The 15,902-nt window shown below is 42.0% G+C and carries 18 protein-coding genes and 1 pseudogene; 3 read left to right on the top strand and 16 right to left on the bottom strand.

The genetic code is table 11. The features are described from left to right. Nucleotides 1-624: 624 nt before the first annotated feature. From ACBP55_RS13290 to ACBP55_RS13275, 4 genes and pseudogenes are all read right to left on the bottom strand, one after another. Complete coding sequence (locus ACBP55_RS13290) at nucleotides 625-1,485, bottom strand: IS3 family transposase (protein WP_464653214.1); 861 nt, start codon at nucleotides 1,483-1,485, stop codon at nucleotides 625-627. Nucleotides 1,486-1,496: 11 nt separating this feature from the next. Beyond that, on the bottom strand, nucleotides 1,497-1,814 hold the full coding sequence (locus tag ACBP55_RS13285; RefSeq protein ID WP_464644440.1) for a transposase: 318 nt from the start codon (nucleotides 1,812-1,814) through the stop codon (nucleotides 1,497-1,499). A 353-nt stretch (nucleotides 1,815-2,167) separates the two neighbouring features. Then, nucleotides 2,168-2,335, bottom strand: a complete 168-nt coding sequence (locus ACBP55_RS13280) for a hypothetical protein (protein WP_464653589.1) — start codon at nucleotides 2,333-2,335, stop codon at nucleotides 2,168-2,170. A gap of 62 nt (nucleotides 2,336-2,397) precedes the next feature. After that, a pseudogene (locus ACBP55_RS13275) lies at nucleotides 2,398-2,559 on the bottom strand (S-layer homology domain-containing protein); the annotation flags it as partial. A gap of 289 nt (nucleotides 2,560-2,848) precedes the next feature. Here ACBP55_RS13275 and ACBP55_RS13270 point away from each other — a divergent pair. After that, nucleotides 2,849-3,307 (top strand): C40 family peptidase, encoded by a 459-nt coding sequence (locus ACBP55_RS13270; protein ID WP_464652159.1) that lies wholly within the window; start codon nucleotides 2,849-2,851, stop codon nucleotides 3,305-3,307. Nucleotides 3,308-3,358: 51 nt separating this feature from the next. On the opposite strand, the gene ACBP55_RS13265 is transcribed toward ACBP55_RS13270, so the two are convergent. From ACBP55_RS13265 to rpmF, 9 genes are all read right to left on the bottom strand, one after another. Further along, the gene (locus ACBP55_RS13265; RefSeq protein WP_464652157.1) at nucleotides 3,359-4,411 is read right to left on the bottom strand and encodes a Ger(x)C family spore germination protein; all 1,053 of its coding nucleotides are present in this window, start codon (nucleotides 4,409-4,411) and stop codon (nucleotides 3,359-3,361) included. Continuing rightward, a complete protein-coding gene (locus ACBP55_RS13260; RefSeq protein WP_464652155.1) occupies nucleotides 4,398-5,480 on the bottom strand; it encodes a GerAB/ArcD/ProY family transporter in 1,083 nt (360 codons plus the stop codon). The genes ACBP55_RS13265 and ACBP55_RS13260 overlap by 14 nt, the downstream gene beginning before the upstream one ends. Next, nucleotides 5,477-6,793, bottom strand: coding sequence for a spore germination protein (locus ACBP55_RS13255; protein WP_464652153.1), 1,317 nt, complete (start codon nucleotides 6,791-6,793; stop codon nucleotides 5,477-5,479). The genes ACBP55_RS13260 and ACBP55_RS13255 overlap by 4 nt, the downstream gene beginning before the upstream one ends. A gap of 541 nt (nucleotides 6,794-7,334) precedes the next feature. Continuing rightward, nucleotides 7,335-8,552 (bottom strand): M24 family metallopeptidase, encoded by a 1,218-nt coding sequence (locus tag ACBP55_RS13250; RefSeq protein WP_464652151.1) that lies wholly within the window; start codon nucleotides 8,550-8,552, stop codon nucleotides 7,335-7,337. Nucleotides 8,553-8,593: 41 nt separating this feature from the next. After that, nucleotides 8,594-9,346 carry an amino acid ABC transporter ATP-binding protein gene (locus tag ACBP55_RS13245; protein ID WP_464652149.1) on the bottom strand — a complete coding sequence of 251 codons (753 nt, stop codon included), beginning with the start codon at nucleotides 9,344-9,346 and terminating at the stop codon, nucleotides 8,594-8,596. Nucleotides 9,347-9,360: 14 nt separating this feature from the next. Continuing rightward, nucleotides 9,361-10,005 carry an amino acid ABC transporter permease gene (locus ACBP55_RS13240; RefSeq protein WP_464652147.1) on the bottom strand — a complete coding sequence of 215 codons (645 nt, stop codon included), beginning with the start codon at nucleotides 10,003-10,005 and terminating at the stop codon, nucleotides 9,361-9,363. Nucleotides 10,006-10,054: 49 nt separating this feature from the next. Further along, nucleotides 10,055-10,924 carry a transporter substrate-binding domain-containing protein gene (locus tag ACBP55_RS13235; RefSeq protein ID WP_464652146.1) on the bottom strand — a complete coding sequence of 290 codons (870 nt, stop codon included), beginning with the start codon at nucleotides 10,922-10,924 and terminating at the stop codon, nucleotides 10,055-10,057. A gap of 32 nt (nucleotides 10,925-10,956) precedes the next feature. Beyond that, the gene (locus ACBP55_RS13230; RefSeq protein ID WP_464653312.1) at nucleotides 10,957-11,538 is read right to left on the bottom strand and encodes a TetR/AcrR family transcriptional regulator; all 582 of its coding nucleotides are present in this window, start codon (nucleotides 11,536-11,538) and stop codon (nucleotides 10,957-10,959) included. 286 nt (nucleotides 11,539-11,824) lie between these two features. Then, nucleotides 11,825-12,001 (bottom strand): 50S ribosomal protein L32, encoded by a 177-nt coding sequence (gene rpmF, locus ACBP55_RS13225; RefSeq protein WP_029193705.1) that lies wholly within the window; start codon nucleotides 11,999-12,001, stop codon nucleotides 11,825-11,827. A 588-nt stretch (nucleotides 12,002-12,589) separates the two neighbouring features. On the opposite strand from rpmF, the gene ACBP55_RS13220 reads away from it, so the two are divergent. After that, nucleotides 12,590-12,817 carry a hypothetical protein gene (locus ACBP55_RS13220; RefSeq protein ID WP_464652144.1) on the top strand — a complete coding sequence of 76 codons (228 nt, stop codon included), beginning with the start codon at nucleotides 12,590-12,592 and terminating at the stop codon, nucleotides 12,815-12,817. A gap of 99 nt (nucleotides 12,818-12,916) precedes the next feature. Here ACBP55_RS13220 and ACBP55_RS13215 read toward each other — a convergent pair whose 3' ends face one another. After that, on the bottom strand, nucleotides 12,917-13,012 hold the full coding sequence (locus ACBP55_RS13215) for a sporulation protein YjcZ (RefSeq protein WP_464652142.1): 96 nt from the start codon (nucleotides 13,010-13,012) through the stop codon (nucleotides 12,917-12,919). Between the two features lie 275 nt (nucleotides 13,013-13,287). Between ACBP55_RS13215 and ACBP55_RS13210 the strand changes: the two genes are divergently transcribed. Beyond that, nucleotides 13,288-13,506 (top strand): hypothetical protein, encoded by a 219-nt coding sequence (locus tag ACBP55_RS13210; protein ID WP_464652140.1) that lies wholly within the window; start codon nucleotides 13,288-13,290, stop codon nucleotides 13,504-13,506. A 531-nt stretch (nucleotides 13,507-14,037) separates the two neighbouring features. Here the strand turns inward: ACBP55_RS13210 and yjcZ are convergent. Further along, complete coding sequence (gene yjcZ / locus ACBP55_RS13205) at nucleotides 14,038-14,157, bottom strand: sporulation protein YjcZ (protein WP_464652139.1); 120 nt, start codon at nucleotides 14,155-14,157, stop codon at nucleotides 14,038-14,040. A gap of 633 nt (nucleotides 14,158-14,790) precedes the next feature. After that, complete coding sequence (locus tag ACBP55_RS13200; RefSeq protein WP_464652137.1) at nucleotides 14,791-15,888, bottom strand: mandelate racemase/muconate lactonizing enzyme family protein; 1,098 nt, start codon at nucleotides 15,886-15,888, stop codon at nucleotides 14,791-14,793. Nucleotides 15,889-15,902 lie beyond the last annotated feature (14 nt).

The following is a 15,902-nucleotide window of genomic DNA, read 5'->3' as shown; positions in this document are numbered from 1 at the left end:
TATGTTTATTTACAATCCATTTCTGGACCTTGTTCATATCAACTTTATGTATCAAGCATTCAGAAAACTATCAGTTAACGCTAATCCTATCTTCAAGTTAATACGTTTATATTAATGCTATGGAAAGACACAACAACAATTCTTTTTAAAAGAGGAGTGATCATTATGATAAGGATGTGCAGGTGACCGTCAACGAGAACCGTCCTCCACGACCTACTTGAAAGGAACGAGTTCGATCTCGGCGAATGCCATTACAAAGGGCGATCTCGTCCTCGTACTGGGGATGACCAGCGGAACGACCATCGATGCCACTCAGGTCATCGTAACCCCGACTACTGACAAATCGGCGACTTCCTCAGAGGTGTCCCCTTCGAGAAAGTTAAAACGACCATTACAAAGCAGGTCGGTCAGATCCCGGAGAACTGGAGTGAGGGATCAGGGACGATCCAGTAAAGCAACGAGGCTGACTCAAAAGGTTAATAACCTAGCGAGCAGTATCTTTTTTGTTTCGATATGGAGCGAAATCTAACAGGAATTCCTCCAGTTAATTTGGCGTTAACTGTTCTAAACGGTCATCTAACTGGAAAACTGCTCTTCTGTCAAGAAAGTGGACACTCCTAATTTTCAGGCAGTGCGTCTATAGTACTGCTGCTCAAAGCGAAGAGGGGACACATAGCCTAGCGTACTGTTGGATCTTTTTCGGTTGTAAAATAACTCTAGGTAACGATACAACTTCTCATAGGCTTCCTGCTTTGTTTTGAATGTCGGGGTGCAGTAAATAAGTTCGCGCTTTAAAATGCTATGAAATGCCTCGATACAGGCATTATCATAGCAGTTCCCTTTACGACTCATGCTAGCTCTCATTCGATAGGTTTTGAGCTGTTTACGGTAGTCACTGGACGCGTACTGAGCGCCACGATCAGAATGATGAATAAGCCCCTCCTTGGGCTTCTTAGCGTGATAAGCTTGTTTTAATGCGTCTAGCACGAGGTCTGTCGTCATGCTGTCGCTGAGCTTCCAACCTACAATCTGCTTTGTGTACAGATCCATTACGCTTGCTAAGTACAGTTTTCCTTCACGACAGGGAATGTAGGTAATGTCAGCTACCCATTTTTCATTGGGTTTTGTCGCTGAAAAGTCTTGCTCGAGTACATTTGGAGCGATGGGTTCATTGTGTTTCGAATCCGTTGTTGTTACTCTGAATTTCTTTGACATACAAGAGCGAAGGCCTTGTTCACGCATGATCTTGCCGACAGTACGCTCAGATACCCGCAATTCTTCCTTTTTAAGTTCATTCCATATCCTTGGACTTCCGTACCGCTGATCAGAGTCCTTAAAGTGAAACTTAATCCGCTCTGTTAGCATCTCTTTGTGTTTTTGCTGTTCGGATGGTGCTGCCGTACGCCATTTGTAATAGCCGCTCCTGGATACTTTAAGCACGCTGCACATCTTCTCCACTGGAAACTCAGAGCGATGATCTTCAATGAATTGAAACCTTAATTCTTTGGTTTGCTGAAGATGTGCACCGCCTTTTTTACGATAGCCAATTCCTCTTCTACATCAGCTAAACGGCGGTCTTTCTGATTCAGTTCACGTTCTTTTTCTTTCAATAGTTGCTCGAGTTCTCGAACCCGTTCACTTTGATTGACGGATTCGTTTTTAAACTCGCGGTATTTTGCTTTCCAAGCATGTAGCGTTTTGGCAGGTATGTCCAGTTCGAGTGCGATCTCCTCTACAGACTTTGTCTGCTCTTGCAAATACTTTGCTGTTTGACGTCTAAATTCTTCATTAAATGACCTCCGCTGCCCACTCATGTGAACACCTCCTAGTTATGATTATTATCTAATTCTCTTAGTGAGGTGTCCACTTCTTATTCTAGGTGCAAACCTCCCTCTAATTTTTGGGAGAATCGCTATTCCTCGAGAAAACATCAGAAATAACGGGAGATTTTCCATGTAAACTAGCTTTTTATGAAAAAATGCCCAAATTAACGGTAGGTTTTCCATGTAGTACAACAGTAAAATCAGTGGCAGCCCTAAAGATGAACGCCTTATGGGACGGCCCCGTTCTGTTTGTTTATTAAGATGTAGTTATTGGTTTGCTTAATCAGGATACCTACTAGATAAATGTTCTTAACTCCGGACTAATAGTATTCAGGCCCACTTATTTAAGGGGTTGTTGTTGGAATAACAGACGGCGCTGTTGTCGGTGTTGGTGTTGCTGTAGGCGTTGCTGTTGGTGTTGGTGTTGGTGTTCGTGTTCGTGTTGGTGTTGTTGTCGGCGTTGTTGTGTTGCTGTCGGCGTTGTTATTGGTGTTGCTGTTGGTGTCCCACAAGAAGGAATGGTAATATAACCTGCGTCTGCTAATGATTTGATGATTTTAATAACTTCGGCTCTTGTCAGTACTTTGTAAGGTTGAAAAGATCCATCCGGATACCCATCAATCAACCCTAAACGATTTGCCCATTGACGTTCTGTGCAAACCATTCCACTCGGAACATCTTTAAACTGGGTGCCCGTAGATGTGTTGACTGTGTTCCCTGGGGGAGAGGTTGCCAATGTTCTGTATTTATCTATTATGATTTGTATGAAAGAGAAAAAATAAAGATGGAAATACTAGGAACGCGCTTGTGCTCATACGTTTTTCTTCCTTGTCCCCTGTGGAACTGGGTTGTCAATAAGATATATCTCAGGCGGTTCTCAGCGAATTCTAATAAAGCCAGTCGAAACGTTGTCCCGTGTACTTCACCAGACATGTTGGTAAATTTCAGGAGTTTAATCATGTGGTATAGTGATCACAGCTCAACAAAACACAGGCCATCGTGCCAACCAAAAGGAGGATACACCCATGAATAAAGCCTATAAAACTATTGCGACTTTTGCTCTGAGTTTATCCGTCTTCATAGGCGGCGCCATGGCGATACCAACAGCAACTCACGCGGCTTCGATTTCGGATAATATCATTTCAACTGGTGAACACTATTTGCATACGCCGTATAAATTCGGTTCGGCTACAGGAAACACTCGTACATTTGACTGTTCTTCATTCACGCAATTCGTTTATCAAAAGTACGGGATCAACCTACCGCGTTCTTCAAATGCACAATCGCATGTAGGTAAGTTCGTACCCCGGAATCAACTGCAGCCCGGCGATCTGGTTTTCTTTTATTCGCCGATTCACCACGTAGGGATTTACATGGGTAACGGTAAAGTCCTTCATACCTACGGTAGTCCTGGCGTAACGATCTCGGATATGAATAGCGGTTGGTGGAGTAACCATTATGCTATGGCACGTCGAGTACTTTAAGAAATTTCAAAAAACGTCACTCTTAACTGGGTGACGTTTCTTCGTTATCCATTATTCTATAATTGCTTTGACCTGAAAATTCACATTTAATTTAGGATAATATTCTTCTCTCCAGTCTTTAAGTTCTTGATAAGAAATTTGATGACGAAAATATTGGCCAAACCCGAAAATATCTGTATGGCTTTCTTGGGCTTGCTCAAACAAATGGTAAAACCGCTTTTCTATGAGCTTTTCGAGTTCTTTTTGTATCTCATTTTTCGTCATGCCTTCTTTTCTTTCTAGAATTTCTATTTTTAAGTTTAAATCGCTTGACACCAGTGGCATACTACTTTTCATTGACGTTTTATTTTGGATTGAGCTGCTAGTTACCATGATACTAGCAAAGCCCAGACTCTCTATCTTTCCATTTGCACTATGGTTTTGAAACAAATTAATTAATTGACTTTCATTCGGGCTGATTCTTCCGGTCATTTTTCCATTTTTCAAAACAGCAGAACCCTCATAGTTTAATACTGTATCCTGTCCAGAACTAACGACCGGAATGGCTATATCTTTCGTATATGAAGTTAAACTTCGATAAACTTCCCAAATGCTGATGCTTGAGACCTCCGGTGCCCAGCCAGCCCCTTTTTTAAAATAGTCATAAATAGAGGTTGCATTGACACCCAGTTTATCGTTAATGTTGGATAACGATTTCTCGATATTATCATCTGTAATAGCTAACAACGCTCTTGACGGTATTTCCTTTGATGTCATTAAAAACTTAATAATTTCACTCAATTGCTCTTTGTTTTTTGCTAAATTGTTTTGGATGATAATTAATCGTATGTGTGAGTAATCTACGGCTTTTTCAGAATGCATCCGCATTTGCCCAAGAACACTTGAAACCGAATCGCCCTTTACGGTTACAATTCTTGATTTTTTGCTTTCTTTTTTCGACATGGAAATTTGCAGTGTTAATTTATATTCTTCATCATTTCCCTTGGAAATGCCGATGGTCAGTGGAAGAGCCCGCTGATCTATTTCTTTGATATCCCAACACCCGCAGAGAAAGGATAAAGACATAAATACAAAAAGAACTTTAAATCGATTAATTTTTTTCATACCCCGCCATTCCTCTCTTGCTAAAGGCACCATAGATAAAAATGGTAAATGGAATGATAATCATCGAATAAACTTGTGCACCGGTACTCCAAAGGAAGCATTTTTCAATCCAGTCATGGTTTGGAACAAATAATGCGGAAATAAACGCGATAAGAGAGAAAGCGATGATCCAATGGGTAGCTTTGGTTCTATGCCATTTGAATAATCTCAGCATGATTTGTCCAATCATCCAAATCAAAAGGGCATTAAACATGATCGTGAACCCGACCAATGATAGACCTAAGAACATTGTCTGCCGGTTGAACACAAACCATCTAATATCAACTGAGTCCATTGCCTCTAAGATTGGCAGAGGAAATGTAGAGACCGTTTCTTGTCCAAATATGAAAAGCGGTACATACACAGAAGTTAGAATAAAGAGAATTACACAAGCCCACGCCACAACAAGTTGGCCAAACGTCATATTGGTTTCGGAAGGCACGAATCCCAAAAACAAAAACGACGATAATCCCAAAAGATATAAAAATTTGATATCCACTAAGAAATTGATAGATGACTGCCAAATTGGAAAAGCGTTTTGAAAATCAAAATTTATCATAGAGGAAATACTGTTAAACATCACTAAAGGAATAACGAGCAAGAAAATAAACACCGAAGAACGTAAAATCGTACCCCAACCTTTTATAGCTGTATAAGCCGAAATGAAAATAAGTAGCACCAATATTGACCAATAAGGTGTCCGAGTCAAAAAAATCGAAGTTAAGACTTCGGTATGGAATCGAAGATCAAAAGCAACCAGAGCAGTCAGATTGATAACAAATGGAATAAGAAATAAGTAAGCAGCCCATCTTCCCATTTTTAAATAAATATCGATAATATCCTTTTGCGGAAAATAATTTAACCCCTTCATGTAGATCCAAATTAATATCAGCTGCAGCAAACCTTGAGAAAGAACCACTTCCCAATGGCCAGATTGTGTTAACAAATAGATGAGATAGGGATAGTGCAAATAGCCGACGCTGAAATAAGTGATAATAAAAACTAATCCAATCTGTACCCTTCGAGTCACTTTGTGTCTCCTTTTCCTTCAATGCGAAACGTTGTATACGGAATACCATTTGATGTCAAGCTCGCCAAATATATGCCTATAAGAGTTAAACCCGTAAATAAGCCAAGAATACCGTAAACAGATGCTAAGATGAGAATTGGGTATTTTAGCAAACGAATATACATGGAATTTTGCACGCCTACAAGTGTTGAACCTGCAATCACAATAGCGGTGATCACAATGACTAATAAATTAGAGACTAGTTTCGCTTCAACAATCGCCTGCCCCAGTATGATTCCTCCAACCATTGTAACGGTAGGGCCTACACTTTTAGGGAGTCTCACAATCGCTTCTAGGATTAAATCAACTAATACGACCATTGTCATGGTTTCAAGTAAGGCTGAAAGTGGAATGCCCTCTCTGCTTTCTGCGATAAACAAGGCGAAATCTAGCTTTAATACTTCGGGGTTAACTGACACTAAGGCAACATATAAAGCGGGAAGTATAATCGTGGTCAGAGCTCCTATTACCCTTAAGATTCGAAGCAATAGTGCCAGAACAAATGGGTAATTGCGATCGTTTGCAATACTGAACATATCCCAAAGCAGATGAGGAAAAACAAGCGCGAAGGGATAATTGTCTAAAAAAAGCACGACTCGGTTGTTTTTTAACGAATGGATGGCTTGAAGCGGAATTTCAGTTGCGAACAGATTACTGACAAGATTCAATTTACGTTGACCAAATTGCTTATTCAGGTCATCAATCGTATCAATATCAGATTCAATTTGTATTAACTGTAAGTTAAGTTTTTCAATAAGAGCACTTGGAGCTCTTCCTTTAATATATAGCATTGACAGCTTTCGCTTTTCTAGCTCTCCAACTTGATAAGAACAATGACATAGACGTTCGGTGTTCAACCTTTTTCGGATCATCCCCACATTCATATGAATATCCTCTCCAAACGCGTTCATGGATGATAGAAGGGGACTCTCATTTTTAGGCTCTTCAATACTTCTAACCAGGTTGCGTAAGATAGGTTCCACTACGGCGTTACAATTGCCATTCTCTGAAAAGATCACTAACTTGCCTTCTAGAACGGCTTTTTTGATATGATCTGTATCAACATCCAACTGATCACTAAGATTTATGAAAAGTTCTTTAACTGAAGTTGACGATTCCGCCACTTCTCGAACATATAAAATTGATTTGGTAATATCAATAAGGGTATTAAATCCAACTAGATAAATGGTCATTTCATCAATTATCACTTCTTTAATTAACAAATCATCATGACCTGCGAACAAGGACTTAATTTCCTGTACGGAATCACCCATTAACATACTCCCTAAAATTAGATGTTTATCATATTTATAACGGCTACTGGATATTATATACTGCTCAAAATCTGCGTTTTTATTCGGTGAGTAAGGGGAATTTGGAGAGAGTATTCAACTTTAATGGGTTCAGTGCAGTAAACATCATCATAAAATGCAAAAAGTGTATCGAACCCCGATTAAAGCCTATATAATTCCAACAATTATCTGAAAAAAAGTAGGCTGCCTCAGCAGCCTACTTTTTTCAAGTACCATTATGATCCACGTAGCATCAATGATGATGATTAGGATAATCATAAACAAAAAAACGCTCTCTTTCTTCCGGAGTTTGGCGTGGATAGTCAAATACGATGCAGCAATTATCCCAGTTATGATTATAAAAATAGTGAGTCCAACCAACTTAGTACCTTATTTCATATAAACAAAATGGATTCCGTTCAAATCATAGTATGACGAATTGAACATCAGAATATGATTATCCATTTTATCTTTTTAAAACCATCCAAATCAAGAAAAACAAAGCTCTTACGGTTCTTATTGGTTAAAGCGAAATAAGATCTGTAGTAAGCCGATTAAGCCGCTCACAGCCATTATCTGTGACAAGGACCATATCCTCAATCATGATCGAGCCTAAACCATGGCCATAGTATGGCGTCTCCAAACAAATCACCATGCCTGGACGAAACACTGTTTCCTCGGATGGACTAATGAAAGGCGCTTCTTCTGCGGCGAGGCTTAGACCTGCGCTGTGGCCAAGATGGCCGCGGTTGTAATTCGTAAGTCCTGAGGAGCGAATCTGATTCATGCCCTCCTCAAAGGCTGTCTTCATCGTCATCCCTGGCTCAATGATCTGCAGAAGACGGTCGTGTCCTACCCTTAGTGCGTCGTAAATTCGCTTCACCATATCCGAAGGAGGACCCAGCACGAAGGTGCGGGCGATATCGGAGCCATATCCGGCCACTTCTACACCCACGTCAAATTTAATCAAATCCCCCAGCTCACTTGGACGTGTGTCAAATACATGCGCAGGAGCAAAATTGGATCCTACGGAAACCATATGAAACCGTGCGGTCGAACCACCCGGATATCTCATCAAGGCCTTGCGGAAGTTTTCAACGATCTCCGCGGCGGAGATGCCTACCTCAATTTCACGTATCGTGGAAATGATGCCCTCCTCCGCATAATAGCACGCCTTGCGCAGCTGTTCGATCTCCCACGGGGTTTTTATCGCACGCAGCTTGGTAAATATCGAGCTCGCTTCCACCAACTCGGATATTTCGGGGCAGGCTTTCCTTAACGCCAAGACAGACGGGTATCGCATCGAGCTTAGCTCAACAGCGACTTTCCCTTTGGAAGCTCCATGCTCTGCGAGCACCTGACCCAGCACGCCGAACATTTCCTCTGCTTGGGGGGAGACCGGCCGCTTTCCTTGGAACTTGGTACCGATCAGACCCATCGGGTCATCAACATCCACCCAGGTGGGATATGTTCGTACTACATACTCTGGAAGATGGTTCGCGACACCCGCCGCTTCAAAATCATTCATGATCAAGATCGTCTTACGCGCAGGATCCCGAAACAGGACAACGAGGGCAACTTCGCTCATGCGCAGAGTATACATGAATGCACTTTGGTAACCGGAAAGGTAATAAAAGTTTTCACAGCTGGAGGAAACTAGAGCGTCGATCTGTTCGTTCTCCATGATCAATCTGGCTCGCTCTGAAATGGTTGTTAAATGATCTTGATCAATGTGGACCATGGGTCTCAACTCCTTCGGATTAGGCGGTCCTATCTCCGTATTTAAACAGGCTCCTGAGCCATCTGCCGCAAAAATTTGCGCGCCCGCTCGGTTTGCGGCTGGACAAAAAATTGCTCCGGGGCACCTTCCTCCTGAATGACGCCTTCGCTCATAAAGATAACCCGATTTGCCACCTCTTGCGCAAATTTCATTTCATGTGTGACCACAATCATCGTCATTCCCTCGTTTGCCAGCTGCCTCATCACCGACAAAACTTCGCCGGTTAATTCCGGATCAAGTGCCGAGGTCGGCTCGTCGAACAACATAATTTGCGGCTGCATCGCCAGTGCACGGGCAATCGCAACACGCTGCTGCTGACCGCCGGAGAGCCGCGAAGGATATTCATGCTTCTTCTCAGCCAAGCCCACTTTATCGAGTAATGACTCGGCCAGCTCGATCGCCTGCTGCTTAGGCATGTTTTTCACGGTCACTGGAGCCGTGATCACATTTTCCAAGACGGTCAAGTGCGGAAATAGATTAAAAGATTGAAAAACCATACCGGTTAAGTTGCGAAGCTCCCGGATGGCTTTTTTCCTCGTCGGTGCATTCATCGAGTCATCCCACAGGATGTTGTCCACTCGAATCGATCCCGCATTTGGCTCTTCAAGACCGTTCAGGCATCGAAGCAGTGTGCTTTTTCCTGAACCACTAGGACCTAAGAGGACCACAATTTCTTGTTGATTAATGCGGAGATTAATATCCTGCAGAACAGTCAAAGCATCGAATCGTTTACTAAGATGGTTTACTTCTATCAAGCCCACTCACACCCTTAATAAGCCTTTGATAATTTCTTCTCGATTCGGTTAAGAATATGAGAGAAGGACATGCTCATTATCCAGTACATGAGAGCAATGGAAATGTAAAAAGGCATAGCAACATAATATTGCGCAATCAGCAGTTGGGCCGAGCGCAGCAGCTCCGTTACTGTCACAATGGAAACGAGCGAAGTCTCTTTCAGCATGCCTATAAATGTATTGCCCATAGGGGGAATCGCCACTCTGGCTGCTTGCGGAAGAATAATCTTGCGCATCGTTTGCCAAGGGGACATGTTAAGGGATAACGCGGCTTCCGTCTGACCCTTAGGCACCGACAGGATCGCGCCCCGAAATGTCTCGGATAAATAGGCGCCGATATTGATGCTAAGCGAAATATAGGCCGCTGTGAGCGGCCCAAATGTAATACCGTAATCAGGTAAACCATAATAAATAATAAAAATTTGTACAATAATCGGGGTTCCGCGGATGATGGACACATACCCTCTGGCCAAATTGCAGATCAACCGATTTCCTTTTAACCGGGCGATGGCAACGAGCAAAGCGATAAAAAATCCAAAGAACATCGAGACGATTGTGATAAGCAGGGTATAATATGCGCCTTTGAAAAGAAAGCCTAAGTTATCTAAAACGAGTTCCATTCATGCTGGCCTCCTAAAAATGTGAGACTCCCCGAGATCGTCTAATTACTTAAAAATTCGGATCGACACCGAACCATTTTTGGTGAATTTGCTTCAACGTTCCGTCCGTTTTCATCTCGCTCAAGGCTTTATTGATGGCTTCCACCAGCTCCGGATTGTTTTTGCGGGTAGCTATTCCTGCGAAATCTTCCTTGATCGGCGCACCGACCGCTTTAATATTAAACTTGTTTTTATCTACAAGTGGCTTCAGGGCAAAGATATTGTTGATGGTCGCGTCAATTCTTCCAACATTCAGGTCCATCAAGGATGAAATGACATCGTTGTACGTGGCGATTTCAAAATTGCCGACCTTCGGCATAGCCACATCACGCAAATATTTCTCATCATTCGTACCAAGACCGACACCGATTTTCTTGCCTTTGAAATCCTCAAGCGCCTTGATCGTGCTGTTATCGTTCTTGACTATGACATTAACCGAGTTTTTAATATAAGGATTGGAGAAATCCATTGTTTTCTTGCGGTCTTCAGTAATGGTCACTTGGCTTATCAATACATCGTATTTATCTTTTTGCAAACCTTCAATTAATCCAGAAAATTCACCAGTAATGAAATCGGCCTGTACACCAAGCTTCTTCGCGACGTTCTTAGCGATGTCGGCATCGTAGCCGTCTACTTCTTTCTTATCATTCAAAAAGTTGTAGGGAGCGTAGGTACCCATCAAACCGACTTTGATTTTGCCGTTTTTCTTGATTTGCTCCAGCAGATTTGCTGAAGCCGGAGACACAGCTGGTGTGTTTTTAGAATCTGTTGCGGGACTTGCCGCTGGCTGTTGTGTTGTTTTTCCGCACCCGACTAACGCTAGACCGACGATAGTAAGTAACGATGCTGCTTTGAATAATGGTTTAACCTTGAATGTCATTATGATACACCCCTATTTGATATTTTATTTGTTTAACCTAACAATCCCCGGAATTCGAACCGTGCTGTTTCCTCAGCTATTTCTGAGGACTTGTATGCCGATTTGTAATCAACATCGTGCATAGGTCCGAACAACCACTTGGTAAGGACGCCTGTAATTAAAGAGACGAGTATGTTTACACGAAGAGAAACATCCGTGAAATGCGGAAGCATGTCCAGCTCGATGGCTCGGTTTACATTGTTCTTGAAGGCTTCTTCGAATGCGATCCATGTTCCCGAAACAGCTTCCCGGATCAAGGGATCTGCGCCTTGACCTTTGATAAGTAAAATAGCCATCAAATTCCGGTTATGATCAGCGAACTCGAACAAATCCGTCAACAATCTTGCAGACGAGCTGATCATATCATCTACAGAGCCTGCATGCTTGCGATAGCCTTGTTCAATCACTTGTGTTAGCTTCTCTTTACCGTTCTCGATCAAGCGGACCGCAAGCTGCTCTTTGCCTTCAAAATACCAGTAAAACGTTCCCTGCGACACGCCGGCTGCTTTGACAACGTCGGAAATCTTCGTATTATGATACCCTTTGCGCGCAAATAGCTCTAGTGCTGAATTCATCAGAACCTGCTCACGCTGCTGTTCTTCATTCATTAACGATGCCAGTTTCATGAGCTCCTTCCCATTAACTGACGAGTCAGTTAAGTTAATTCCGATGGGTTTACTATAGTATAACAAACACCTATAGTCAAGTCATAAATGTATTCTCTATCTAGGAGCAAGCTCAAAAAGACTACAACCACCATTTCCTCCTACGGTGAATGCAGTCTTCTTTATATTATGTACTAATACAAAAATGACACTCTAATTTTTAGAAATTAGAGTGTCATTTAAGATGCAATTCATATTATTGAGCTTTTACAATCTCTCTACCCTTATATGAACCGCAGTTTTTGCAAACATGATGTGCCATTTTTAATTCTGCACATTGTTCACACTTCACCATTCCTGGCACAGCCAGTTTAAAGTGAGTACGGCGCTTATCGCGACGTGTTTTGGACGTTCTCCTTTGAGGAACAGCCATATTCAAAACACCTCCTGTTACTTTCATAAATCAACAAGAGATATCATAGCTTTCTTGATATACTTTGTCAATGTTAAATAGAATTTTATGTAAGCATGTATCAAAGGACATCCGTTGGATTGTAAAAAAACATGAGAAAAAACGGCCCGTATTCGCATCTATTTCGTGATAGGGCCGTTTTTGATATTCTCGAAATTCTGTGTGTTGGATGAAGAGAATTTAAATAACAAAAGCTGTTGTGATGATTACCAAAAGAATAAAAAGAACCAAAATAATTGCTACGTTGTGGCTCCATCCATAACCTACTCCGCTCATATAATTCATTCCCTTCCGATTGATTTTTAACTACGTTATAAATATACGCAAGGTACATATTGCTTGCTTGGACGTTTGTCATTGGGTGGCAAATACCGAGGAAAATCTCATAAGTCTCGATATTTTTCCATCCTCTTTGATCCGTAAGGCGATGCGCGGCTTCTTCTTCAGCTTGTGCCCATTTATTAGCCCATTTAGATTAGGCAAGCATCCTCATTGCTCCTTCACACATACGTTGTTATTGTTAACTGAGATTTAGGAGGAGATTATTAAATGGCATACGTAAATCCTTATCAACAACACCAAATGTATACACACCATCATGGGGGCCATCACCCTATGCATCATCATCCAATGTACCACCATGGATATCAGGAAGGGTATCATCACGGGTATATGCACGGATACTACCATGCACATGGCCATCATTACGGACAAATGCCTGGGCATCGTGAACCCTTGAACGCAACTAACGCGTTTATTCCAACGGAGTTAGATTAACATCATTTGAAAAGAACAACGAGAAAGACGGCCCGTGATCTCTGTTCGCGATTGGGCCGTTTTTGTTTTACTAGATTTTTTGTGTTGGATGAAGGAAATTTAAATGACAAAAGCTGTTGTGATAATTACCAAAAGAATAAAAAGAACCAAAACAATTGCTACTGTGTGGCTAAGACCATGACCTACTCCGCTCATATAATTCATTCCCTTCCGATTGATTTTTAACTACGTTATAAATATACGCAAGGTACATAGTGCTTGCTTGGACGTACGTCAATGGGAGGTAAATGCCGAGGGAAAGCGCATAGGTCTCGGAACATTTATCCATCCTCTTTGAAATGTAAGGCGGAGCTCGGCTTCTTTCTCAGCTTATGCCCATTTATCCGGTCATTTAGATTAGGCAAGCATCCTTATTGCTCATTCACACATACGTTGTTATTGTTAACTGAGATTTAGGAGGAGATTATTAAATGGCATATGTAAATCCTTATCATCAACAACACCACATGCATGGGGGCCATCACCCTATGCATCATCATCCAATGTACCACCATGGCTATCAGGAAGGGTATCATCAAGGGTATATGCATGGATATTACCATGCTCATGGCCACCAGTATGGACACATGCCTGGGCATCGGGAACCCGTGAACGCAACGAACACATTTATTCCAACGGAGTTAGATTAACATCATTTGAAAAGAATAACGAGAAAGACGGCCCGTATTCGCTGTTCGCGATTGGGCCGTTTTTGTTTTACTAGATTTTTGTGTTGGATGAAGGAAATTTAAATAACAAAAGCTGTTGTGATAATTACCAAAAGAATAAAAAGAACCAAAACAATTGCTACTGTGTGGCTAAGACCATAACCTACTCCGCTCATGTAATTCATTCCCTTCCAGTGATTTTTTACTACGTTATAATTATACGCACGGTACATAGTGCTTGCTTGGACGTACGTCATTGGGAGGTAAATACCGAGGGAAATATATCCGACCATTTAGATTAGGCAAGCATCCTCATTGCTCATTCACATGCTCATGGCCACCATTATGGACACATGCCTGGGCATCGGGAACCCGTGAACGCAACGAACGCATTTATTCCAATGGAGTTAGATTAACCATAATTTCCTATACAACGAGAAAAACGGCCAGTGATCGCTGTTCGCGATTGGGCCGTTTTTGTTTACTAGATTTTTTGTGTTGGATGAAGAGAATTTAAATGACAAAAGCTGTTGTGATGATAACCAAAAGAATAAAAAGAACCAAGACAATTGCTACGGTGCTACCCATTCCATAACCTACACCACAACCTGCTCCATAACCAACTGCTCCCATGTGTACTCATTCCCTTCAAGTGATTTTTCACTTACGGTATAAATATATGCTCGGTACAGAATGCTTGATTGGACGTATGACATTGTGAGGCAAACAAGAATGGATGGATTACTTGTCGAAAAGTTGCGGACAAAATTCGCCCATGCGGTTAGGAAGAAATGGGTTTCGAAATGGGTTTCGAAATGGGTTTCGACCTAGTGCGAAACCATCAATTTGACCGTATATTGATATTGCCATCTGCGGCATAACTCATTCTTTACCTCGTTTTAAACACCTCATCTTTATGGTGAGGTGTTTATTTTATTTGCCAAGAAGATCTCTTTCAAAATATTATAAATCTTAGAGCGCACTTTAAGTCAAAAGAGGCGGACGAGGATTGCCAATCATTCCGCTAATCAAATCGATGATCTATTTCTGAACAACGAAAAAAACGGCCCGTATTCGCATCTATTTCACGATCGGGCCGTCTTTTTCTTCTCGATTACTTCGTGTTGTTGGATTAGATTGCGAAAGTTGCTCATTGATTTTTCACTACGGTATAAATATATGTTCGGTATATAGTGCTTACTTGGACATATACCTTTGGGAGGTAATCGCCGAGGAGACTCGCAAATATATCGTAATTCAGCAACCTTATCTAATGCGGTATTCAGCAAAATATTTAGGCAGAATCGTCGTCGAAGCACCTGGCATTTGAGGCAATACATAATGCCCGTCCTTCACCGTTGCCGGCTCTTCAAAAATATGACGAATCCATGGAATGTACTCAAGCATGATTGCATTTTGTGTAGATGCGACAAGGTGTTGGTGAATCTGTCCCATATCACCTACGTGCGGACAAATCGGAACATCATAGGAAGCGGCTAAGCCTGCCACTTGCAGCCATTCCGTAATACCGCCAACACGGGTTACGTCAACTTGGCAATATTCGACGGCGCCTTGATGAATATAGTCTCTGAAGGCGTATTTGTTGTACACATGCTCGCCTAAAGCAATCGGAACATTTAATTCGTCTGCAAGCTTCTTGTGACCCATAATGTCATCCGGATTCAGCGGCTCCTCCAGCCAGAACAAATCGAATTCTTCCAGTTTTTTGCCCCAAGTCATAGCGGTATTAATATTCCATTGTTGATTGACGTCAATCATGAAGATCACATCGTCTCCGATCGCCTTCCTTACCGCCTTACAACGATCATAATCCTCACGCGGATCCGGCTTGCCGACTTTGATTTTGACACCTGTAAAGCCTGATTCTACAATCTCCGTTACGTCCTTAAGCAAACGGTCCTTCGACCAGTTGAGCCAGCCGCCATTCGTATTGTAAGCCTTGATCGGTTGCGATTTAGCTCCCCCAAGGTACTGCCACAGCGGTTTATTCGAGGATTTTGCCATAATATCCCAAATCGCAATATCTACAGCTGCAAGCGCCATATGCGTTACGCCGGATCTGCCAATCCAATGCATTTTGCCAAAACGCATATCATTCCACAGCTCTCTTACCATAAACGGATCTTTGCCAACTAGCAGCGGCGCATAATATTTATCGATGGTATCGACGATCATATCGTCACCATGCGCACATGTTCCAGTGTAACCGTATCCAACAAAGCCCTCGTCAGTAAAGATGCGAACTCCAGCTAATCCCCAGTGTGTAGCAATATTGATAGCATCTGTAATTGGCGGTGTAATCGGCACGTGCAGAACAAAACTTTCCACTTTGGTAATTTTCATTTGATCCATCTCCC

The organism is Paenibacillus sp. WG02, from assembly GCF_055396115.1.
The sequence above is the reverse complement of the archived record's forward strand: the minus strand, read 5'-3'. Positions and strand labels throughout refer to the sequence as shown.